17 protein-coding genes are annotated in these 21,900 nt (G+C 71.3%); 7 read left to right on the top strand and 10 right to left on the bottom strand.

Going from position 1 to position 21,900, the window contains the following annotated elements; genetic code table 11:
* Positions 1–36 precede the first annotated feature (36 nt).
* From FED44_RS38235 to FED44_RS28110, 4 genes are all read right to left on the bottom strand, one after another.
* Entirely contained in the window at positions 37–1,479 is a 1,443-nt protein-coding gene (locus FED44_RS38235; protein WP_138462610.1) for a glycosyltransferase family 39 protein, read from the bottom strand.
* A 396-nt stretch (positions 1,480–1,875) separates the two neighbouring features.
* Positions 1,876–2,250 (bottom strand): FKBP-type peptidyl-prolyl cis-trans isomerase, encoded by a 375-nt coding sequence (locus tag FED44_RS28120; RefSeq protein ID WP_138462609.1) that lies wholly within the window; start codon positions 2,248–2,250, stop codon positions 1,876–1,878.
* A gap of 182 nt (positions 2,251–2,432) precedes the next feature.
* The gene (locus FED44_RS28115; protein ID WP_208759218.1) at positions 2,433–3,143 is read right to left on the bottom strand and encodes a YflT domain-containing protein; all 711 of its coding nucleotides are present in this window, start codon (positions 3,141–3,143) and stop codon (positions 2,433–2,435) included.
* Positions 3,144–3,227: 84 nt separating this feature from the next.
* Positions 3,228–4,667 (bottom strand): GuaB1 family IMP dehydrogenase-related protein, encoded by a 1,440-nt coding sequence (locus tag FED44_RS28110; RefSeq protein ID WP_138462608.1) that lies wholly within the window; start codon positions 4,665–4,667, stop codon positions 3,228–3,230.
* 104 nt (positions 4,668–4,771) lie between these two features.
* Here FED44_RS28110 and FED44_RS28105 point away from each other — a divergent pair, with 104 nt between their 5' ends.
* The gene (locus tag FED44_RS28105) at positions 4,772–5,281 is read left to right on the top strand and encodes a GyrI-like domain-containing protein (protein ID WP_138462607.1); all 510 of its coding nucleotides are present in this window, start codon (positions 4,772–4,774) and stop codon (positions 5,279–5,281) included.
* A 74-nt stretch (positions 5,282–5,355) separates the two neighbouring features.
* Here FED44_RS28105 and FED44_RS28100 read toward each other — a convergent pair whose 3' ends face one another.
* Positions 5,356–6,474 carry a CaiB/BaiF CoA transferase family protein gene (locus FED44_RS28100; RefSeq protein WP_138462606.1) on the bottom strand — a complete coding sequence of 373 codons (1,119 nt, stop codon included), beginning with the start codon at positions 6,472–6,474 and terminating at the stop codon, positions 5,356–5,358.
* 276 nt (positions 6,475–6,750) lie between these two features.
* Here FED44_RS28100 and FED44_RS28095 point away from each other — a divergent pair, with 276 nt between their 5' ends.
* Positions 6,751–8,121, top strand: coding sequence for an FAD-binding oxidoreductase (locus FED44_RS28095; RefSeq protein WP_111697932.1), 1,371 nt, complete (start codon positions 6,751–6,753; stop codon positions 8,119–8,121).
* A gap of 29 nt (positions 8,122–8,150) precedes the next feature.
* Positions 8,151–9,407: a class I SAM-dependent methyltransferase gene (locus FED44_RS28090; RefSeq protein WP_138462605.1), complete on the top strand. Its 1,257-nt coding sequence runs from the start codon at positions 8,151–8,153 to the stop codon at positions 9,405–9,407.
* 6 nt (positions 9,408–9,413) lie between these two features.
* Here FED44_RS28090 and FED44_RS28085 read toward each other — a convergent pair whose 3' ends face one another.
* Entirely contained in the window at positions 9,414–10,949 is a 1,536-nt protein-coding gene (locus FED44_RS28085) for a long-chain-fatty-acid--CoA ligase (RefSeq protein WP_138462604.1), read from the bottom strand.
* A 116-nt stretch (positions 10,950–11,065) separates the two neighbouring features.
* A complete protein-coding gene (locus tag FED44_RS28080) occupies positions 11,066–11,500 on the bottom strand; it encodes a hypothetical protein (protein ID WP_208759217.1) in 435 nt (144 codons plus the stop codon).
* Positions 11,501–11,598: 98 nt separating this feature from the next.
* On the opposite strand from FED44_RS28080, the gene FED44_RS28075 reads away from it, so the two are divergent.
* On the top strand, positions 11,599–12,603 hold the full coding sequence (locus tag FED44_RS28075; protein WP_244302321.1) for a GlxA family transcriptional regulator: 1,005 nt from the start codon (positions 11,599–11,601) through the stop codon (positions 12,601–12,603).
* A gap of 40 nt (positions 12,604–12,643) precedes the next feature.
* Positions 12,644–13,918 (top strand): cytochrome P450, encoded by a 1,275-nt coding sequence (locus FED44_RS28070; protein WP_138462603.1) that lies wholly within the window; start codon positions 12,644–12,646, stop codon positions 13,916–13,918.
* Positions 13,919–13,933: 15 nt separating this feature from the next.
* Here FED44_RS28070 and FED44_RS36090 read toward each other — a convergent pair whose 3' ends face one another.
* Entirely contained in the window at positions 13,934–15,361 is a 1,428-nt protein-coding gene (locus FED44_RS36090; RefSeq protein WP_165900465.1) for a hypothetical protein, read from the bottom strand.
* 305 nt (positions 15,362–15,666) lie between these two features.
* Between FED44_RS36090 and leuS the strand changes: the two genes are divergently transcribed.
* Both leuS and FED44_RS37745 read left to right on the top strand, forming a co-directional pair.
* Positions 15,667–18,129, top strand: a complete 2,463-nt coding sequence (gene leuS / locus FED44_RS28060) for a leucine--tRNA ligase (RefSeq protein ID WP_138462602.1) — start codon at positions 15,667–15,669, stop codon at positions 18,127–18,129.
* A 180-nt stretch (positions 18,130–18,309) separates the two neighbouring features.
* Entirely contained in the window at positions 18,310–19,956 is a 1,647-nt protein-coding gene (locus FED44_RS37745; protein ID WP_138462601.1) for a cellulase family glycosylhydrolase, read from the top strand.
* A gap of 9 nt (positions 19,957–19,965) precedes the next feature.
* Here FED44_RS37745 and FED44_RS28050 read toward each other — a convergent pair whose 3' ends face one another.
* Positions 19,966–21,063, bottom strand: coding sequence for a MalY/PatB family protein (locus tag FED44_RS28050; RefSeq protein WP_208759216.1), 1,098 nt, complete (start codon positions 21,061–21,063; stop codon positions 19,966–19,968).
* 84 nt (positions 21,064–21,147) lie between these two features.
* The gene (gene lexA / locus FED44_RS28045; RefSeq protein WP_373868689.1) at positions 21,148–21,861 is read right to left on the bottom strand and encodes a transcriptional repressor LexA; all 714 of its coding nucleotides are present in this window, start codon (positions 21,859–21,861) and stop codon (positions 21,148–21,150) included.
* Positions 21,862–21,900: the final 39 nt, after the last annotated feature.

Raw genomic sequence — 21,900 nt, 5'->3', positions numbered from 1 at the left:
CAGGGGGGCGAGTCGCCGTCAGCTGTAGTGTCGCCGTCAGCTGTAGTGGCGCGCGAGCGGCCACAGATCGCGCCAGGGCCGGAGGGGATCGCGGCAGACCGTGATCGGCACGCCCTGTTCCTCGCCCGGCATCCCGGTCACCGTGCCCGCGACCGAGCAGGTGGCGAAGACCGTGCGGAGACGGCCGGGCGGATAGCCGACGGAGACCGCCACCCGGGTCCCCTCCGGCGGCGGGCCCCACCACCACAGCTCGTTGTGGCCGCTGTGGACGGCGGGCAGGCCGAAGTCGCCCGCCCAGCGGCGCAGCGCGCCGGCCTCGCCGTAGTTCCCGGCGAGCAGCACCGCCCCCGCCCGCTCATCGGCGGGCAGTGTGCCCACCACCTGTCCGACCTGCGCCGCCAGGTCCCGCATGCCCACCGACTCGCGGGCGACCTCGTTGATCGCCGCGACCGGCGTCCCCGCGAGCGACGCGGCCGGGACGACCGGCAGCGCCAGGACCACCGCGACCACGGCGTTGGCCGCCAGCGCCACGACCAGCACGGTCCGCCTCCGCCATCCGGCCGCCGTCACGCACCCGGCCGCGAACAGGTAGAGCAGGAAGGCGCCGGTGTAGTCGGGGCGGCCCCCCGAGAGCAGGACCAGCGCGCAGGCAACGGGGTAGGCCAGAGCGAGCGAGCGGACCCGCCGGTCCCGCCAGAGCCGCAGCCAGCCCGCCACGCACACCACCGCCTGCGGGGGACCCAGCAGCAGGATCTGCAGGGGGACGAAGGCGATGCGGTTGTCCGCTCCCTCGTCGGCGCGCAGAGCCTCGGCCATCTGCAGTTGCGGCCAGTCATGGGTGACCTGGTAGACCAGGTTGGGCGAGGCGATCGCCAGGGCCAGGAGGGCCCCGAGCCACAGGCGCCTGTCCCGCAGCACCTCGCGCGGACCGGTGACGAGGAGGCCCAGGCCGGCGCAGGCGAGCAGCAGCACGATGAGGTCGCGGTTGTAGGACGCGATCCCGGCCAGCAGGCCCGTCCAGAGCCAGTAGCGGCCGTCGCCCCGCAGCAGCACCCGGAGCAGGCACAGCGTGACCGCGAGCCACAGCACGAGATCGGGAGTGAGGGTCAGCAGCGAGTGTCCCGCGATCAGGGGCAGCACCGCGCCCGCCGTACCGGCCGCGGCGAGGACCTGCGCGGCCCGGCCCGCGTCGAGATCCCGGGTGCCCAACTCCTGGGTGCTCAGCTCCCGGGCGATCAGCGCGGCGAGCAGGACCAGCGTCCCGGCGCACAGGGCGGGGACGATCCGGAGCGCGAAGACGGTGTCCCCGAAGACCGCCGTCGACAGCCGGGCGATCATCGGGGTGAGCGGCGGGGTGTCGAAGTATCCGAGCCGGGGGCGTTCGCCCAGCATGCGGAAGTACAGTTCGTCGCGGTGGTAGCCGTACCAGGGACTCACCGCGAGCAGCACGGCCACGACCGCGCCGGCGAGCGCGATCACCGCCCGAGGCAGCCCGATGGAGGGCAGCCGGACAGAGGGTAGCCGAGCAGAGGGCGGCCGGACGGGGTGCGGCCGGATGGGAGGCACAGCAGTCGCCGGGCCGCCCGCGGCGCTCGGCGGCTCGGCCACGCGGTGACCGTCATGAGAGGGACCGCCGTAAGAGGGACCGCCGTGAGGGGGGACGCCGTCCATGCGGCCATCATCCATGACGCGGCCGGGACCTCATAGGCTCCGCCGGGCGGCGTCCATCCCGCAGCACCGGGCTCGCATCGGGCCCGCATCAGGCCCGTACCGGGCTCGCACCGGACCCCCGATTCCCGGCCCCTGAGCCCGGGACGCCGGCCCAGGACGCCCGGACGTCCCGGGGGCACGCGTGACAGGGCGGCGGGGGAGGGGTCAGCCGACCCCGAGCAGGTCGACGACGAAGATGAGCGTCTCGCCCGGCTTGATGACGGCGCCCGCGCCACGGTTGCCGTACCCCAGGTGCGGGGGGATCGTCAGCCGCCGGCGGCCGCCGACCTTCATGCCCGCCACGCCGCGGTCCCAGCCGGCGATGACCCGGCCGCCGCCGAGGGGGAACTGGAACGGCTGCCCGCGGTTCCAGGAGGCGTCGAACTCCTCGCCGGTGGAGAACGCCACCCCGACGTAGTGCACGGTCACGTTCTGCCCCGGCCTGGCCTCCGGGCCGGTCCCCTCCACGAGGTCGGCGATCTCCAGGTCGGCGGGCGGCTCGCCCTCGGGGAAGTCGATCTCGGGCTTCTCCAGTGCCACGTGGGTCTCCTGTTCTGTCCGTGCCGGACGTTCCGGCCGGCTGACGACTCTACCGGCAGGCCCGCTCGCCGATCTCGCGACTGCGCCCGACACGACGGCCGACACGGCGGCCGACGCGACGGCGCCTTCCCCGCACCGGGCGGGGAAGGCGCCGTCGTTGTGCCTGAGAGCGTGGGCGGGCGTCACATGCGGCGGCCCCTCGACAGCCCGGCCTCGTCACGCGCCTCCTCGTCGCGCACCTCTTCGTCACGGGCGTCCTCGTCGCGGGCGTCCGCGCGCTCTGCGTCCGTACGGAGGTCCGCCTGCGGGGCGGTGTCGCCGGAGACCGGCGAGGGCGGCGTCACGGGCGTGGTCACGGGCGGCGTGGCGGGCCCGGCGGACGGCGGCCGCTGGAGGACGACGGTGTCGGCCGGTCGTACCCCGCCCTGCAGCAGGGCCTGGGCCTGGTCCAGCATGGCCGAGGCAACCAGCACGTCGTAGCGCCCGGCGACGATCGAGCTCCGGGAGGAGAAGTCGCGCGTCCCGCCGGTGAAGGCGTGGCCGACGAAGCCGAAGGCGGCGCCCGCGACGGCTCCCCACAGGATCGACCACAGCACCAGCCCGAAGAACGAGGTCGTGGTCGAGGTGAACAACCCGAGGAACATGCCGACGATGAGCCCGAAGACCGCGCCGCTGACGAGGCCCGTCAGCGCGGCCCTGCCGTTGGTGAGCCGCCCGGTGACGGTCTCCTCCAGGCGCAGGTCGCTGCCGATGATCGCGCTGTTCTCCACCGGGAAACCGGCGTCGGACAGCGTGTCGACGGCGCGTTGCGCCGCGGCGTAGTTGTCGTAGCTGACCAGCAGCCGTCTGTCGACCGCCGGACTGGCCGGCTCTGCGGCCGGTGAGTACTCCATGAGCGCCTCCGCGGGATAGTGCGGCCGGTACGAGGAACGCACTACCCCGAGAGAGCCCGATATTCCTGCCGGGAATCGGCGTGGTCACCAGCTCTGGTGCAGCGGCATGCCCTCGCTGTAGCCCGAGGCGCTCTGCACGCCGATCACCGCACGCTCGTGGAACTCCTCCAGCGTGGTGGCGCCCGCGTAGGTGCAGGAGGACCGGAGGCCGGCCACGATGGCGTCGATCTGGTCCTCCACGCTCGGCCGCGCGGGGTCGAGGTACATCCGGGAGGTCGAGATGCCCTCCTCGAACAACGCCTTGCGGGCCCGCTCGAACGGCGTGTCCTCGGCGGTGCGCAGCCGTACGGCGCGGGCGGAGGCCATGCCGTAGTTCTCCTTGTACTTGCGGCCGTCGGCGGCGGTGCGGGTGTCGCCGGGGGACTCGTACGTGCCGGCGAACCACGAGCCGATCATGACGTTGGCGGCGCCCGCCGCGAGAGCGAGTGCGACGTCGCGGGGGTGACGCACGCCGCCGTCGGCCCAGACGTGCCGCCCGAGGCGGCGGGCCTCGGCCGAGCACTCCATGACGGCGGAGAACTGCGGGCGCCCGACGCCGGTCATCATCCGGGTCGTGCACATGGCGCCCGGGCCCACCCCGACCTTCACGATGTCGGCCCCGGCCTCGACCAGGTCGCGTACGCCCTCGGCGGTGACGACGTTGCCCGCGGCGATCGGCACGGCGGGGTCGAGCGCGCGTACGGCCCGCAGCGCGCCGATCATCTTCTCCTGGTGGCCGTGCGCGGTGTCGACCACCAGCACGTCGACGCCGGCGTCGAGCAGTTCCTTGGACTTGGCGGCCACGTCGCCGTTCACCCCGACCGCGGCCGCGATGCGTAGCCGGTTCCGGCCGTCGACGGCGGGCTGGTAGAGGGTGGAGCGCAGCGCCCCGGTGCGGGTGAGGATCCCGACGAGCCGGCCGTCCTCGTCCACGACGGGGGCGAGCCGGTGGCGGCCCCCGTGCAGCGCCTCGAACGCCGCCTGCGGGTCGATCCCGCGCGGCAGCGTCTGCGGCGAGGGGCTCATCACCTGGGAGAGCTGGGTGAACATGTCGACGCCGTGGCAGTCGGCCTCGGTCACCACGCCGACCGGGCGGTTCTCCCAGTCGACCACGATGACCGCGCCGTGGGCCCGCTTGGGCAGCAGGGTCAGCGCCTCTCCGACGGTGTCGTGCGGGGTGAGGGCGATCGGCGTGTCGTGGACCAGGTCGCGGTTCTTGACCCAGTCGACGACGTCGGCCACGACCTCGATCGGGATGTCCTGGGGGATGACGGCGAGGCCGCCGCGCCGGGCGATCGTCTCGGCCATCCGGCGGCCCGCGACGGCCGTCATGTTGGCGACGACGACGGGGATCGTGGTGCCGGTCCCGTCGACCGTGGACAGGTCGACGGCCAGGCGGGACCCGATCGCGGAACGGGACGGCACCATGAAGACATCGCTGTACGTGAGATCGTAGGGCGGCGTCACATCGTTGAGGAATCGCACGTTTGTCCAGCCTACGTTGTGAGCGGTCATTTCCGGCATTCCCGCCCGCCGATGAGAGCAGACCCGCACACGGGATACATTGACCTCGCCTGAGAGGAGCACAAGTGATCATCGTTGACCGTCCGGAGACGCTTGTCGTCGGCTACGTCGTACGGACGACCAACGCGGCGGAGGCGGACCCCGCCCTCGCCCGGCTGCCGGCCCTGTGGGCCCGTGCCGGAGCGCCGGGGGCGTTCGCCCACGTGCCGGGCCGGGTCGACGAGAACCTGTACGCCGTGCTGACGGACTACGAGAGCGACCACAACGGCGCCTACACCCAGATCGTCGGCGTGGCGGTGCGCACGGCCGCGCGGCTGCCGGAGGGCATGGTCGCCGTACGGGTGCCCGGAGTGCCCTCGCTGCTGGCCGAGGCGCGGGGACCCATGCCCGGAGCGCTGATCGACGCCTGGCAGCAGGTGTGGAAGCACACGGAGTCGGGCGCGGCCCCCGCCCGCGCCTTCACCACCGACCTGGAGATCCACCACCCCGACGGAGCCGACCTCTACGTCGCGACCCTGCCGTCCTTCGGCGAACCCTCCGGGCCCCCGGCGCAGGCTCAGGCCGCGCCTGCCTGATCATCCGGCCTGATCCGGCTCGTCGTCGGGAGGCGGGTCGGGCAGCCGCCCCGCGACCTGCCTGGTCCACGTGATCAGGCCAGCACGCCGGCGGCGCGCAGGGCCTCCGCCTCGTCGCCGGACAGCCCCCAGGCGCTCAGGTCGTGCAGCCGGGTGGCGGGGGACAGGTCACCGTGCCCGGCGCCGGCCAGCCGCGGCGCGGGCGCCGCCTGCGGCACGCCGCCGACCTCCATGAACGTGCCGCGCGCCCGGTTGTGCGGGTGCCCGGCGGCCTCGCGCGGGTCGAGCACCGGGACCACGCAGGCGTCGGAGCCTTCGAAGACCGCCTCCCATTCGGCCCGCGTACGGGACCGGAACGCCTCGGCCAGCCGTTCGCGGATGACCGGCCAGTTGGCCCGGTCGTCGCGGTCGGGCAGGTCGGCGACGCCCATGCGGTCGAGCATCTCCGCCCAGAACCGCGGCTCCAGCGCGCCCACGGCGAGGAACCCGCCGTCGGCCGTCTCGTACGTGTCGTACATGGGGGCGCCGGTGTCGAGGAGGTTGGTGCCGCGCGGACCCCAGTGGCCGCCGTGCACCGCGCCGTGGAACATCGAGAACAGCAGCGCCGCGCCGTCGACCATCGCGGCGTCCACCACCCGGCCGCGGCCGGTCCGCTCCCGCTCGATCAGGGCCAGCAGCACGCCGTACGCGAGCATGAGCCCGCCGCCGGCGAAGTCGCCGAGGATGTTGATGGGCGGGGTGGGCTTATCCCCCGCGCGGCCCAGCATCGACAGCACCCCCGCGACCGCGATGTAGTCGATGTCGTGCCCGGCGGTGTGGGCGAGCGGGCCGTCCTGGCCCCAGCCGGTCATCCGGCCGTACACGAGCCGCTCGTTGACGGCGTGCAGGTCGTCCGGCCCGATGCCGAGCCGCTCGGCGACGCCCGGGCGGAACACCTCGATCACCACGTCGGCCCGCTCCGCCAGCCGCCGGAACGCGGCCACCCCCTCGGGCGACTTCAGGTCGAGGCCGATCGTCCGCTTGCCGCGGTCCATCACCTCCCGCCGGGGCTCGTCGCCCACCGCGGCCACCCGGTCGACGCGCAGCACCTCGGCGCCGTGGTCGGCGAGCATCATCCCGGCGAACGGCCCCGGCGCGAGCCCGGCCAGCTCCAGCACCCGGATCCCCGCCAGCGGCCCCCGTGACCTCTCCATGCGTTCCTCCTCACCGCCCGGTGGAAACCCAGTGAAGCCCAGTGAAGCCCAGTGAAGCCCAGTGGAACACACTCGTCGGCCCAGGTCCTGACGGTTTCCACAGTTACGGCAGGGGCGCGCGAGGCGAAGAACACGGGAAGGATACGATCTGTGCCGACGGGGTGTCGCGAGACTACTCGATAGTTTTCGCGGGCGTAACGTGTCTACTCTGGTCTGCGTCCCCGTCCGGGGATAGCGTGCCAAGAGGCGATCACTACGATCCATGGGGGTGGTGTCATGCCAGAGCGCACGGCCAGTATGACCGCCCATATAAAGGCCGTCGAGCAGATCAGGGACTCCTACGCCGCCATCCCCGAAGACGCCGCTCCTCGGCTGGCCAAGGCCACGACGAACCTGTTCCGCTTCCGGGCCCCGGCCAAGACGGCGTCGCTGTCGGCCCGTGACCTGGACCAGGTCATCCACGTCGACCCGGTGACCATGACGGCCGAGGTCCAGGGCATGACGACGTACGAGAACCTGGTGGACGCCACGCTGCCGCACGGGCTCATGCCGTACGTCGTGCCGCAGCTGAAGACGATCACCCTCGGCGGCGCGGTCACCGGCCTCGGCATCGAGTCGAGCAGCTTCCGGGACGGCCTGCCGCACGAGTCGGTCGAGGAACTGGAGATCCTCACCGGCGACGGGCGGATTCTGGTGGCCCGGGCCGACAACGAGCACGCGGACCTGTTCCGGGCCTTCCCCAACTCCTACGGCACGCTCGGCTACGCCCTGCGCATCCGCATCAAGCTGGCCCGGGTGAAGCCGTACGTCAAGCTGACCCACATCCGCTTCAACGACGCCGACAAGTGCATGCTCGCCATGCAGGAGATCTGCGAGAGCCGGGAGCACGACGGCGAGCCGATCGACTTCGTCGACGGCACGTTCTTCAGTCCCGACGAGCTGTACGTCACCGTCGGGTCGTTCTCCGACCGGGCGCCCTACACCTCCGACTACACCGGCATGCGGATCTACTACCAGTCGATCCGCAGCCGCGCCCGCGACTGGCTCACCGTCCGCGACTACCTGTGGCGCTGGGACACCGACTGGTTCTGGTGCTCGCGCGCCTTCGGGGTGCAGCAGCCGCTGGTCCGCTCGCTCCTGCCGCGCCGGTGGATGCGCTCGGACGTCTACCGCAGGCTCGTCGGCCTCGACCAGAGGTACGGCCTGACGGCCAGGATCGACCGCTGGCGGAACAACCCCGTGCACGAGTCGGTGATCCAGGACGTCGAGGTCCCGGTCGAGCGGGGCGCGGAGTTCCTGGAGGTCTTCCACCGCGAGGTCGGCATGACCCCGGTGTGGATGTGCCCGCTCAAGGCGACCGGCGAGTGGTCGCTCTATCCCCTCGAACCCGGCCGCCTGTACGTGAACTTCGGCTTCTGGGGGATGGTGCCGCTGCCGCGGGGCCAGTACGACGGGTATCACAACCGGCTGATCGAGCGCGCCGTGCACGCGCTCGACGGCCACAAGTCGCTGTACTCCACCTCCTTCTACGGTCGTGAGGAGTTCTGGCGGCTCTACAACGGAGACGCCTACTGGCCGGTCAAGAGCGCCTACGACCCGGGCGGCCGGCTGCTGGACCTGTACGACAAGTGCGTCAGGGCCAGGTAGGTGGGCGTCGATACGTCGGGAGAGGTGTAATGGCTCTTGCGGAGATCTTCGAGAAGATCGTCGGTCCTGACGCGGGCGTCGAGTTCGTCGCCTACGACGGCAGCAAGGCGGGATCCCCGGGTGCGGACATCCGCATCGAGGTGAAGACGCCGGCGGCGGTGGCCTACCTCGCGCAGGCGCCGGGGGAGCTCGGTCTCGCCCGCGCGTACATCGCGGGGCACATGGACGTGCACGGTGACATGTACACCCTGCTCGACCGGATGTGGTCGCTGACGCTCAACGACCTGCCGCTCGGCGAGAAGATCGCGGCGGCCCGCTCGCTCGGGCTCAAGCCGCTGCTGATGCGCGTGCCGCCGCCGCCGCAGGAGGCGCGGCAGAGCACGCTGGCGAAGCTGGGCAGCCGGCACGCCAAGCAGCGCGACGCCGAGGTGATCCACCACCACTACGACGTCTCCAACCGGTTCTACGAGTGGGTGCTCGGCCCCTCCATGGCGTACACCTGCGCGGTCTTCCCCCGGCCGGACGCGACGCTGGAGGAGGCGCAGCACACCAAGTTCGACCTGGTCGCCAAGAAGCTGGACCTCAAGCCCGGCATGCGGCTGCTCGACGTCGGCTGCGGCTGGGGCGGCATGGTCATGCACGCGGCCAAGGAGTACGGCGTGAAGGGCCTCGGCGTCACGCTGTCGCGCCAGCAGGCCGAGTACGCGCAGAAGGCCATCGCCGAGGCCGGGCTGTCGGAGCTCGCCGAGGTCCGTTTCATGGACTACCGCGACGTCGCCGAGACCGGGTTCGACCGGGTCAGCTCGATCGGCCTGACCGAGCACATCGGCAAGGACAACCTGCCGTCGTACTTCTCCTTCCTCTACGGCAAGCTCAAGCCGGGCGGGCGCCTCCTCAACCACTGCATCACCCGCCCGACCAGCACGGAGAAGACCCTGAACAAGGGTGGCTTCATCAACCGCTACGTCTTCCCCGACGGCGAGCTCGAGTCGGTCGGCCACCTGATCCGTCAGATGGAGGACATCGGCTACGAGGTCCGGCACGAGGAGAACCTGCGCGAGCACTACGCGCTGACCCTGCGCGAGTGGTGCAAGAACCTCGACGAGCACTGGGACGAGGCCGTGGAGGAGGTCGGACAGGGCACCGCCCGGGTCTGGCGGCTCTACATGGCCGGGTGCGTGGTCGGGTTCGAGCGCAACAAGGTGCAGCTCCACCAGGTGCTCGGCGTCCGGCTCGACGAGGGAAAGTCGCACGTGCCGCTGCGCCCGTCCCTCGACTGGCCGTGACGGTTCCTACCGAAGCTCGCGCTTGAGGATCTTGCCGGTGGCGGTCATCGGCAGGGACTCGCGGAACTCCACGATCCGCGGGTACTTGTAGGCCGCCATCGTCTCCCGGCCCCACGCCACCAGTTCCTCCTCGGTGGTCGTGTCGCCGGGCGTGCGGATGACGTACGCCTTGACCTCCTCGCCGTGCGACTCGTGGGGGACCCCGACGACCGCGGCGAGCGAGACCGCCGGGTGGGTCATGAGGACCTCCTCGATCTCCCGGGGATAGACGTTGAACCCACCCCTGATGATCATGTCCTTGGCCCGGTCGACGATGAAGTAGTAACCGTCCTCGTCGCGCCGGGCCATGTCGCCGGTGCGGAACCAGCCGTCCCGCATGACCTCCGCGGTCGCCTCGGGCCGGTTGTGGTAGCCCTTCATCACGTTGTGGCCGCGGACGGCGATCTCGCCGATGCCGCCGGGGTCGCCGACCGTGTTCCACTCGGCGTCCACCAGCTTCATCTCGACGCCCCAGATCGGGGTGCCGATCGAGCCGGCCTTGGCGGGACGGCCCGGCTGGTTGAACGAGGTCACCGGCGAGGTCTCCGACAGGCCGTAGCCCTCCAGGATGTCCACCCCGAACGTCGCGCTGAAGTCCTTGAGCACCTCGACCGGCAGCGCGGACCCTCCGGAGGCGGCGGTGACCAGCGAGGACGGCACCGCGGCGGTCCCGGCGCGCACCGCGGTGAGCATCGCCCAGTACATCGTCGGCACTCCGGCGAACAGCGTGACCTTCTCCCGCTCCATCAGGGCGAGCGCCTCGGCCGGCTCGAAGCGCGGCATCAGCACGAGCGTGGCGCGGCGCCGGAACCCGGCGTTCATCAGTACGGTCTGGCCGAAGGAGTGGAACAGCGGCAGCGCCACGAGGTAGGTGCTCCGGTCCTGGCGCGGGAACATCTCGTCGCTGACGACGGCGTTCATCACCATGTTCTGGTGGGTCAGTTCGGCGCCCTTGGGCTGCCCGGTGGTGCCGCTCGTGTAGAGGATGACCGCCGTGTCCCCGGGGGAGGTCTGCACGGTCTCGAACTCGCCCGGCACCCCGTCGAGCGCCGCCCACAGCGTCTCACCGTACGCCGACTCGGTGGCGAACGGCGTGGCCGGCAGCACGATGAAGTGCTCGGCCCGCCCGGCCTCGGCGAACCCGGCCCGGCCGCGCTCGCCCAGCGGCAGTTCCGGCGTGCCCTCGAAGCAGAAGAACGCCTTGGCGCCGGAGTCGTCCAGGTGATAGGCGATCTCCCTGGCCTGCAGCAGCACGTTCAGCGGGACCACGGTCGCGCCCGCCTTGAGGATCCCGTAGTACACGAACGGGAAGTAGGGCAGGTTCGGGCAGGCGAGGGCGACCTTGTCGCCCCTGCCCACGCCGCGGGCGGCGAGCAGGTTGGCGACCTGACCGGCGATGGTGTTCACGAGCGAGTACGGCAGGCGGAGGTCTCCGAAGACGACCGCGGTGGCGTCGGGCTCGTCACGTGCGCTGTCCTCCAGCACGACGGCCAGGTTGAGCATCTGCCGCTCCCTCTTTCTGTCGGACGCATGGTCCATACCAACCGGTAGGTACCTCAGCGTAACGGCTGATCCGTCCGATTTTGAGTGCCCGGTCAGCAGCGTGGTCAGCAGCGTGTTCAGCAGTGGGCGTACTCGTCGCGCCGGTGGAGCATGGCCGCCAGCATCAGCGGGAACATCGCGACGTGCGCCAGGATCATCACGGTCATCCCGTCGATCAGGCCCAGCCACAGGAGAGGGAACAACGGCACGACCGGGACGAACATGGCGGCGCACATCTCCAGCGTCCCGGCCCAGGCGTGGCCGCGCGCACGCATCCATACGGCCATGCCCGCCGACATGTCGAACGCCATCAGGAGGTAGGCGAGCTCGGGGTCGCGGGTGTGGGAGAACCCGATCCCCAGGGCGGACCACAGCAGGCCGAGCGCGAACATCCCGGCGAACATCGCCACGACCATTTCGAGGTAGTGCAGGGCGAAGCGTCTCCATCGCCGGGGGCCGGACGGAGAGCCGGACGGGGAGCCGGTGTGCCCGGCGGGCGTCGTCTGTGTCATGGCTCGACTGTCCCGGCGGCCGGGGGCTCCGCGAAGTACGGGACCGGCGACAGGTCCGGAAACTTGGGATACCGGTCCCTGTGACGTACAGTCCCGGTGTGATCTCGCGGCGGGTGGTCGTGGTCGGGTACCACGCGGCGGAACTGCTGGACATCGCGTGCGTGACGTCGAGCCTCGTCATGGCGAACGTCCAGGGCGCCGCGCCTCCGTACGACGTGTGCCTGGTGACCCCCTCCGGGCTGCCCGTCACCTGTGGCAGCGGGCTGACGCTGCAGGCGCAGCAGGCCCTCGAACGCGTCACCGGGCCGCTGGACACGCTCGTGCTGTCCGGGGGCATCGGGCACGAACTGGCCGCCGCCAACCGGGTGATCGTCGGGCACGTCCGCCGTCTGGCCCGGGAGAGCCGCCGCGTCGCCTCGGTGTGCACGGGCGCGGCGGTGCTGGCCGCCGCCGGGCTGCTCGACGGCCGGCGCGTCACCACGCACTGGGGGTACGCCGCCACGCTCGCCTCGCGCCACCCCGAGATCACCGTGGACGCCGCCCCGATCTTCATCCGGGACGGCAACGTCACCACGGCCGCCGGCGTCACCAGCGCGCTGGACCTGACCCTCGCCTTCATCGAGGAGGACAACGGCTCCGCCCTGGCCCGGGAGGTGGCCCGCCACCTGGTGACCTATCTGCAGCGTCCCGGCAATCAGGCGCAGATGAGCATGTTCACCGAAGGCCCGCCCCCCGGCGACGACCTGGTCAGGCGCGTCGTCGACCACGTCACCGGCCACCTCGGCGCCGATCTGGGCACCGCCGCGCTGGCGGCCGGGGCGGGGGTGAGCGAGCGTCACCTGACCCGGCTGTTCCTCCGGCACCTCGGTCAGACGCCGGGCCGGTTCGTCCGCCGGGCGCGGGCCGAGGCCGCCGCCCATCTGCTGGCCACCACCTCGCTGCCGGTGGCCGCCGTCGCGGCCCGGTGCGGCTTCGGCACGGCCGAGACCCTCCGCCAGGCCTTCGTCGACCTCTACGGCATCCCGCCCTCGCGCTACCGGCAGGCGCATTCCACCGCACTGCCGCGGTCCTCCGCGCCTGATCCCGGTGCTGTGGCAGACTGACCACCGAATGTCGTTCTGGTCTTCGTCGAAGGGCGGGTCCATGACCACGCGGTCCACCGGGCGGGCGCCCATCACCTCCGTGCCGGACATCGACCTGTCGAGCTGGGACTTCTGGGCCCGGCCGGACGAGGAGCGGGAGCACGCCTTCCGGCTGCTGCGCGACTTGGACACGCCGGTCTTCTTCGCCGAGCCCGAGATCAACTTCGCCGGGACGCGCGGCCCCGGCTACCACGCGCTCGTGCGGCACGCCGACATCCTGGAGGCCAGCCGCACACCCGAGATCTTCTGCTCCGGCGACGGCGGGGCGACCAACATCCCCGACCTGCCCGCGGAGTTCACCGAGTACTTCGGCTCCATGATCAACATGGACGACCCACGGCACGCCCGCCTGCGGCGCATCGTCTCCCGGGCGTTCACCCCCCGCATGATCAGGCAGTTCGAGGCCGACGTCGAGGCGGCGGCCGCCCGCATCGTGGACGACCTGCTGGAGACCGGGCCGGGCTGCGACTTCGTGACCGAGGTGGCCGCCCGGCTGCCCCTGAAGATCATCTGCGACATGGCGGGCATTCCGGAGAAGGACTACGGCTTCGTCTTCGACCGGTCGAACGTCATCCTCGGCGCCACCGACCCCGAGTACGGCGGCGACCCGCAGGGCATCGCGCACGCGCTGCTCACCGCCGCGATGGAGCTGCAGCAACTGGTGCAGGATCTCGCCGTCCACCGGGCCGAGCGGCCCACCGGCGAACTGATCTCGTCGCTGGTCAACGCCAACATCGACGGGGAACGGCTGACCACGCAGGAGCTCGCCTCGTTCTTCATCCTGCTCGTCGTGGCGGGCAACGAGACGACCCGCAACGCCATCTCCTCCGGGATGCGCCTGCTCACCCTCAACCCCGATCAGCGGCGCCTCTGGACGGAGGACTTCGAGGGCCGCGCCCCGCGCGCCGTGGAGGAGATCGTCCGGCTGGCGGCACCGGTCAACTTCATGCGCCGGAAGGTCACCCGGGACCACGAGATGAACGGCACGCGCTACCGCGCGGGCGAGAAGGTGCTGCTGTTCTACTGGGCGGCCAACCGGGACGAGCGGGTGTTCGACGACCCGCTGCGGTTCGACATCCTGCGCGACCCCAACCCGCACGTCGGATTCGGCGGGCCCGGCCCCCACTTCTGCCTCGGCGCCCACCTGGCCCGCCGCGAGATCACCGTGATGTTCCGCGAACTGCTGCGCCGGGTCCCCCGCATCGAGGCGGGCGAGCCGGAGCGCCTGCTGTCCAGCTTCATCAACGGCATCAAGCACATGCCCTGCACGTTCTGACGGCGGGGCGAGGTCTCAGCGGATCGGCTTGATCGACCGGACGACCGTGTTGATGTCGGGCAGCAGGTCGTTCTTCAGCTCCGGCACCGCCATGTAGACGATCGTGGGAAGGTCGGCGCCGGTGTCGACGGCGGCGATCACGACCGTGGTGGAGCCGCCGTCGGCGGTCACCTTGTAGGCGGCCAGCAGACCGGTCAGGCCGCCCCGCGACAGGCGCTGCTGGGCGGTCTTGGTGACCTTGTTGTCCTTGGGGAACTGCGTCTGCCGCGCGCGGTACATCACCGCGCTGAGGACGGGGCCCAGCTTGTCGGGCGCGGTGTACTTCACCGCGAGCGACTGCGCCAGCGGCCCCGACATCACCACGGCGAACTCCCGCTTGCCCTTGGTGGTCATGCCGGCCGGCACGTACTGCCGGGTGGTGAAGCCGTACGTCGCCTTGGTCTGGGCGGGGTCGGCGTCCGCCTGCCAGGGGCCGCCGAGCCTCGGCAGCGTGATCCGGCCGGCGGTGTCGGTGAGCACGCCGTTCACCGGGGAGGCGGTGCCCTTGTAGACGGGCAGCTGCGGCACCTGTGCCTGTGGCCGGGCACTGGAGCGGGAAGCGGGGGTGGAGGCCGAGGGCTTGGGCGGGGTCGCCGCCTCGGCCGACCTGCCCGAGCTGAGCGGCCCGGCGCCGAACGCCCAGACGAGCACCGCCACGAGCGCGGCCACGACGGAGGCCACCAGCGCGTACAGCCAGACGGGGCGGCCGGGCCCGTCGTCCTCGTACTCGTCGATCGCCCGGTAGTTCTCCCCGAACACCGTGTTCCACAGCTCCTGCTGCCGGTGCGCCGGTGGCGTCTTGGGCCCGCTGATCTGCCCCGCCGTCACGAACGGCCGGTACGGGTCGTCCGGCTGGGGAGGCGGCGGCGGAGCCGTGGACGCGTGCGGAGAGGCGGGCCGGGAGGGCGGGGGGAGGGGCGGGGAGGTCTCGGCGTACGAACGGACCGAGGGGGTGAACGGGGCGGCCGGGGTGAACGGGGTGGCCGGACCGGCCGGCGCGGCGGGGCCCGCGGGGGACCGCGGCGGCGGGCCGGGCTCGCCGAAGGCGGGGGTGGGCATGTGCGGAGCCGTGCCGGGCACGGGGCCCGCCATGGTCGCCGCGTCCGCGTCCCGCGGCGCCCCCTCGACGAAGGAGCGCACCGTGGGTGTGAAGGAGGCCGGCGGAGGGATCTCGGGCCAGGCCGGGGGGACCTCCGGCCAGGCCGGCGCCCGCTGGGGCTCACTGCGGTCCGAGGGCACGCTACCTCCCGAGATCATGCCCGAATTGGGGGTGCCTGGCATGATCTCATGGGAGCCGGGGGCTGCCGCAGTGAAATCGGAGAATGCCCCACGGAACTGCTCACCGGTGGGGTCGGTGGGCGGGTCCTGCATCGGCAGGTCCGGAGGCGGGAAAGTGTTGGCCACGGAAGCACAGTAAAGGAGCGGACATAAGAGGTCACAACGGAACTATCACCATCGGGTATCGCACTCTGACACGCGAGGTCAGCCCCGGATGATCGAAACCGCGGCCATATGGGCGACTGCGCTACGCTTGACACGCGTGCCGCCACCCTGCACTGCGCCACAACACAGCGCCACCCCGCACCGGGGCATCCGTCTCACAGCTCGGCGCGTGAGAGCGCGCAGGCGAGGGCTGCCCCGATCGTACGACAGGGGTTGCCCGGGCGGGCGTCATCAACCCTGATTCTGCCGCCGGGCGAGGAGTGGAAGTGGACGAGCCGGTGTACGACCCGCAGGCGCTGCAGGCCAAGTGGCTGCCGCGGTGGGAGGAGTCGAACCCCTTCGCGGCGGTCGAGGACCCCGCGGACACCAGGCCGCGCAAGTACATGCTCGACATGTTCCCCTACCCCTCCGGCGACCTCCACATGGGACACGGCGAGGTCTTCGCGATCGGCGACGTCGTCGCGCGGTACTGGTTCCAGAAGGGCTACAACGTCCTGCACCCCATCGGGTGGGACTCCTTCGGCCTGCCCGCCGAGAACGCCGCGATCAAGCGCAACGCCCACCCGGCCGAGTGGACGTACGCGAACATCGAGACGCAGGCGAACTCGTTCAAGCGGTACGCGATCTCCTTCGACTGGTCGCGCCGCCTGCACACCAGCGACCCGGAGTACTACCACTGGAACCAGTGGCTGTTCACCCGCTTCTACGAGCGGGGCCTGGCCTACCGCAAGGGCGGCCTGGTCAACTGGTGCCCGCAGGACCAGACCGTGCTGGCGAACGAGCAGGTCGTGGGGGGCAAGTGCGAGCGCTGCGGAGCCGACGTCGTCCGCCGTGAACTGACGCAGTGGTACTTCAAGATCACTGAGTACGCCGACCGGCTGCTCGACGACATGGCGCGGATCGAGGACGGCTGGCCCGAGCGCATCCTCACGATGCAGCGCAACTGGATCGGCCGCTCCACCGGCGCCGACGTCCGGTTCGAGATCGAGGGCCGCGACGAGCCGGTCACCGTCTACACCACCCGCCCCGACACGCTGTACGGCGCGACGTTCTTCGTCGTCGCGGCGGACGCCCCGCTGGCCGAGGAGATCGTCGCCCCCGAGCAGGCCGAGGCGCTGGCCGCCTACCGCGCCGAGGTCGCCAAGCTCTCCGACATCGAGCGGCTGTCCACCGACAAGGAGAAGACCGGCGTCTTCCTGGGCACCTACGCGGTCAACCCGGTCAGCGGGGAGCGCATCCCCGTCTGGGCCGCCGACTACGTGCTGTCCGACTACGGCCACGGCGCGATCATGGCGGTGCCCGCCCACGACCAGCGCGACCTCGACTTCGCGCGGAAGTTCGGCCTGCCGGTGAAGGTCGTCGTGCACACCGGCCTGGCCGACCCGGGTGAGACCGGTGTCGCCACTCCCGGCGAGGGCACGCTGGTCAACTCCGGCCCGCTCGACGGGCTGACGAAGGCCGAGGCGATCCAGAAGATCATCGAGGTCTTGGAGGAGCGCGGCACCGGCAGGGCAACGGTCAACTACCGCCTGCGCGACTGGCTGCTGTCGCGGCAGCGGTTCTGGGGCACGCCGATCCCGATCATCCACTGCATGGACTGCGGCGAGGTCCCGGTGCCGGACGACCAGCTGCCGGTCACGCTGCCCGACCTGCGCGGCGCGGACCTCCAGCCGAAGGGCGTCTCGCCGCTGGCCGCCGCCACGGACTGGGTCAACGTCTCCTGCCCCAAGTGCGGGGGTCCCGCCCAGCGGGACACCGACACGATGGACACCTTCGTCGACTCGTCGTGGTACTTCCTGCGCTACTGCGACCCGGGTTACACCGACGGCCCGTTCGACGTGGAGAGGGTCCGCAAGTGGGGCCCGATCGACCAGTACGTCGGCGGCGTCGAGCACGCCGTGCTCCACCTGCTGTACGCGCGGTTCTTCACCAAGGTCCTGCACGACATGGGCCTGGTCGGCTTCACCGAGCCCTTCGAGCGCCTGCTCAACCAGGGCCAGGTGATCAACCAGGGCAAGGCGATGTCCAAGACGCTGGGCAACGGCGTGGACCTCGGCCAGCAGATCGACAACTACGGCGTGGACGCCGTCCGGCTGACGATGATCTTCGCCGGGCCGCCGGAGGACGACATCGACTGGGCCGACGTCTCGCCGGCCGCGTCGCAGAAGTTCCTGGCCCGCGCGTTCCGCGTGATGACGGAGGCCGGGGCGGCGTCCGCACCGGGGGCGGGCTTCTCCGGCGGCGACGTCGAACTGCGCAAGGTCACCCACCGGACCATCGACGAGGTCACCCGGCTCGTCGAGAGCCACCGGTTCAACGTCGCGGTGGCCCGCATGATGGAGCTGACCTCCGCCGCGCGCAAGGCGATCGACGCCGGTCCCGGCGCCGCCGACCCCGCCGTCCGCGAGGCCGCCGAGACCCTGGCGGTCATGCTGTCGCTGGTCGCGCCGTACGTCGCGGAGGAGGGCTGGGAGCGGCTCGGTCACGCGCCGTCGGTCGCGAAGGCGGGCTGGCCGCAGGCCGACCCGGCGCTGCTGGTGCAGGAGTCGGTCACGGCCGTGGTCCAGGTGGCGGGCAAGGTCCGCGACCGGCTGGAGGTGTCCCCGGACATCTCCGAGGCCGACCTGGAGGCGCTGGCCCTGGCGTCGGAGAAGGTCAGGCCGTACCTGGACGGCGCGCCGCGCAAGGTCATCGTGCGGGCGCCGAAGCTCGTCAACATCGTCCCGTGATCGGGCGTTGACGATCGGGCAGCTGTCCGGACAAAATTACGCCCGAGCCACAAAACCACTCATACAGATGAGGCGTGCGGTCAGGGCATGCCGCGACCACCACCGCTCCGGCGGTGGTCTGGGGTGCGCGCCTGACCGTACGGCTCACCGGTGGCGTGCGCCCCGCGTGGGAGGCACGTCTTGTACAGACGCATTCTCGGCGGGCTGGCGACCGCCGTCGCGATGGCGGCGACCGTGCTCGTCGCCACCGGTTCACCGGCGAACGCGGCCGGCACGGGCACCGGCTACCTGCACACCAGCGGAAACAAGATCGTCGACAGCACCGGCGCCACCGTCCGGCTGACCGGCATCAACTGGTTCGGCATGGAGACCGACAACAAGACCTTCCACGGGCTGTGGGCCAGCAACCCGTGGAGGAGCCAGCTCGACCTCATGGCGAACCTGGGCTACAACACGATCCGGGTGCCGTTCTCCGACGACGCGCTGAAGCCGGGCGCGCAGGCGACGAGCGTCAACACCGCATCCAACCCCGATCTCATCGGCCTGTCGCCGCTGCAGATCCTCGACAAGGTCGTGGACTACGCGGGCCAGAAGGGCATGCGGATCATCCTCGACCGGCACCGGCCGACCAGCGCGGGTCAGACGGCGCTGTGGTACACCTCGACCGTGCCGGAGTCCACCTGGATCGCCGACTGGAAGTCGCTGGCCCAGCACTACGCCGGCAACACCACGGTCATCGGGGCCGACCTGCACAACGAGCCGCACGCCGACGGCACCAACCCGAACGCGACCGGCTCCTGCTGGGGCTGCGGCGACCAGGCGCGCGACTGGCGGCTCGCGGCCGAGCGGGCGGGCAACGCGATCCTGTCCGTGCAGCCCAACTGGCTGATCTTCGTGGAGGGCGTGAGCTGCCCGAGCGGCGGCCTGTCCAACGTCTGGGACAACGACACCAGCAACGACGAGGACTGCGGCTGGTGGGGCGGCAACCTCACCAAGGCCGGGCAGTTCCCCGTCCGGCTGAACGTGGCGAACCGGCTCGTCTACTCGCCGCACGAGTACGCCACGTCGGTCTACCACCAGCCGTGGTTCGACGACCCGACGTACCCGGCGAACATGCCGGCCATCTGGGACAAGTACTTCGGCTACATCTACAAGCAGAACATCGCGCCGATCATGGTGGGCGAGTTCGGCACCACGCTGGCCAGCAACACCGACAAGATCTGGCTCCAGGAGCTCATGAAGTACCTGGGCACCGGGGTGAACGGCATGTCGTTCACCTACTGGTCGTGGAACCCCAACTCGGGTGACACGGGCGGCATCCTGAAGGACGACTGGGCCACGGTCGACCAGGCCAAGCAGAGCATCATCTCGCCGTACCTGATCCCGCCGGTGGGCGGCAGGCCGCAGTCGCCTTCGGCCTCGCCCTCGGCGTCCCCGTCCTCCTCGCCCTCGACCTCTCCCTCGGTGTCCCCGTCGGTGTCCCCGTCGGCCTCGCCGTCCGCGTCTCCCAGCGGGAACGGAGGCAAGTCCTGCACCGCCACCTACAAGGTCGTCAACCAGTACAGCGGCGGCTTCCAGGGTGAGGTCACGGTGAAGGCGGGCAGCTCCGCCATCTCCGGCTGGACCGTGAAGTGGGCCTTCCCGAACGGGCAGACCATCAGCCAGCTCTGGAACGGCTCGCTCAGCGCCAGCGGGTCCAACGTCACGGTGACGAACATGTCCTACAACGGGGCGCTCGGCGCCGGGGCGTCCACGGCGTTCGGGTTCAACGCGAGCTGGTCCGGCACCAACGGCGTGCCGTCGCAGGTCACCTGCGCGGCGAGCTGAACGGGCGGATCACTTCAGCGCGGCGGCGATCCTGGCCAGGATCTCCTCCAGGATCGGCGCCGACGTCGCGAAGTTGAGGCGGGCGAACGTGTCCCCGCCTCCGTAGTTGGGGCCCGGGTTGAGCTTGACCCGGGCCTCCCGCTCGACGAAGGAGGCGGCGTCGGGGATGCCGAAGTCGAGCCACGCGAGATAGGTGGCCTCGGGCATGCGGTACCCCACCCCGGACGGGAGCCGCTCGGCGATGAGCCGGCGGTTGCGGTCCAGGATCGCCAGCACCTCCTCCAGCCACGCGTGGCCGTGCCGCCACGCGGCCACCGTGGCCTCCACGCCGAGGACGCTCGGCGCGCCGTAGATGTGGGCGGGCTGGCGGCCGATCGCGTCCCTGACGTCCCTGGCGCCCAGATGGGCCACCGAGCAGTGCAGCCCGCCCATGTTGAACGCCTTGCTGGCGGAGGTCAGCGTGACCGTACGCTCCGGGAGGATCGTGGCGAACGGGATGTGCCGGGCCGGGGCGTACGTCAGGTCGGCGTGGATCTCGTCGGCGATCACCAGCGTGCCGTGCCGGTCGGCGTACGCGGCGACCGCCTCCAGCTCCTCCCGGGTGAACGACCGGCCCGACGGGTTCTGCGGGTTCACCAGCAGGAGCACCCGTACGGGCTCGCCGGGGACCTCGAACCGGCCCTCGGCCGTCAGCGGCATCGGCACCAGGCGGCGGCCCATCCCGGTGATGGTGACGAGGAAGGGGTCGTAGGCCGGGACGTGCAGCGCCACGGCGTCGCCGGGCTCGGTCATGAGGTGCAGCAGCACCTGGAGGGCCTGGTTGAGGTCGGTGTAGGACCGCACGTGCCCGGGATCGGCGCGCCAGCCGTACCTCGCCTCCATCCGCTCGGCGAACGCCTCCGCCAGCGGCCCGGCGGCCGGCTGGTCCAGCCACTCGGGATAGCCCAGATCGGTGGCCGCTCGTCGCGCGACGGCCTCCCGGACCGCGTCGGGCACCGGGAAGTCCATGTCGGCGACCCAGGCGGGGATGACGTCGGGCGCGGCCAGGGCCCACTTGATCCCGTCACGGGCGCGGGCGGCCTCCAGGGAGAGCGAGTCGAGTTTCACGGGACTCACCCTAATCGCCGGATATCGGTCATCCGGGAAGCAGTCATACCGGCGTCCCAAGGCGGGACGCCGGCACGGGCGTGACTACAGCTTGCGCAGGACGGCCGTGACCTTGCCGAGCACGGTGGCCTCGTCACCGGGGATCGGCTCGTAGTTCGGGTTGTGCGGCACCAGCCACACGTGCCCGTCCTTGCGCTTGAACGTCTTCACGGTGGCCTCGCCGTCGATCATCGCCGCGACGATGTCGCCGTTGTCGGCGACCGGCTGCTGCCGCACCACGACCCAGTCGCCGTCGGCGATGGCGGCCTCGATCATCGAGTCGCCGGAGACCTGGAGCAGGAACAGCGTGCCCTCGCCGACAAGCTGCTTGGGGAGCGCGAACACGTCCTCGATGCTCTGCTCGGCGAGGATGGGGCCACCGGCGGCGATGCGGCCGACCAGTGGCACGTACGCCGCGGTGGGCCGGTTGAAGCCGCTCTCCTCCTCGGCGGCGTCCGGGTCCACCCAAAGGACCGGCTCACCGGGGAGCCTGACCTCCAGCGCCCGGGGGCGGTGCGGGTCCCGGCGGAGGTAGCCCTTACGCTGGAGCGCCGTGAGCTGGTGCGACACGCTGGAGGTGCTGGTCAGCTGGACAGCCTCCCCGATCTCCCGCATGGACGGCGGATAGCCGCGCTGCTGGACCGAGTCGCGGATCACCTCGAGGATCTTCCGCTGCCTGGGGGTGAGGCCAAGCGAGTCACGCCGACGAACCGCGAGGTCGCCGACGCCATTCGCCTGCTCACTTCGGTCACTCACGATGCCACCTCTCAATCCGTGTTCCTCATGTCGCACAGAGCG

The sequence above is a fragment of the Microbispora triticiradicis genome (assembly GCF_005864065.1).
GTDB lineage: Bacteria > Actinomycetota > Actinomycetes > Streptosporangiales > Streptosporangiaceae > Microbispora > Microbispora triticiradicis.
The sequence above is the reverse complement of the archived record's forward strand: the minus strand, read 5'-3'. Positions and strand labels throughout refer to the sequence as shown.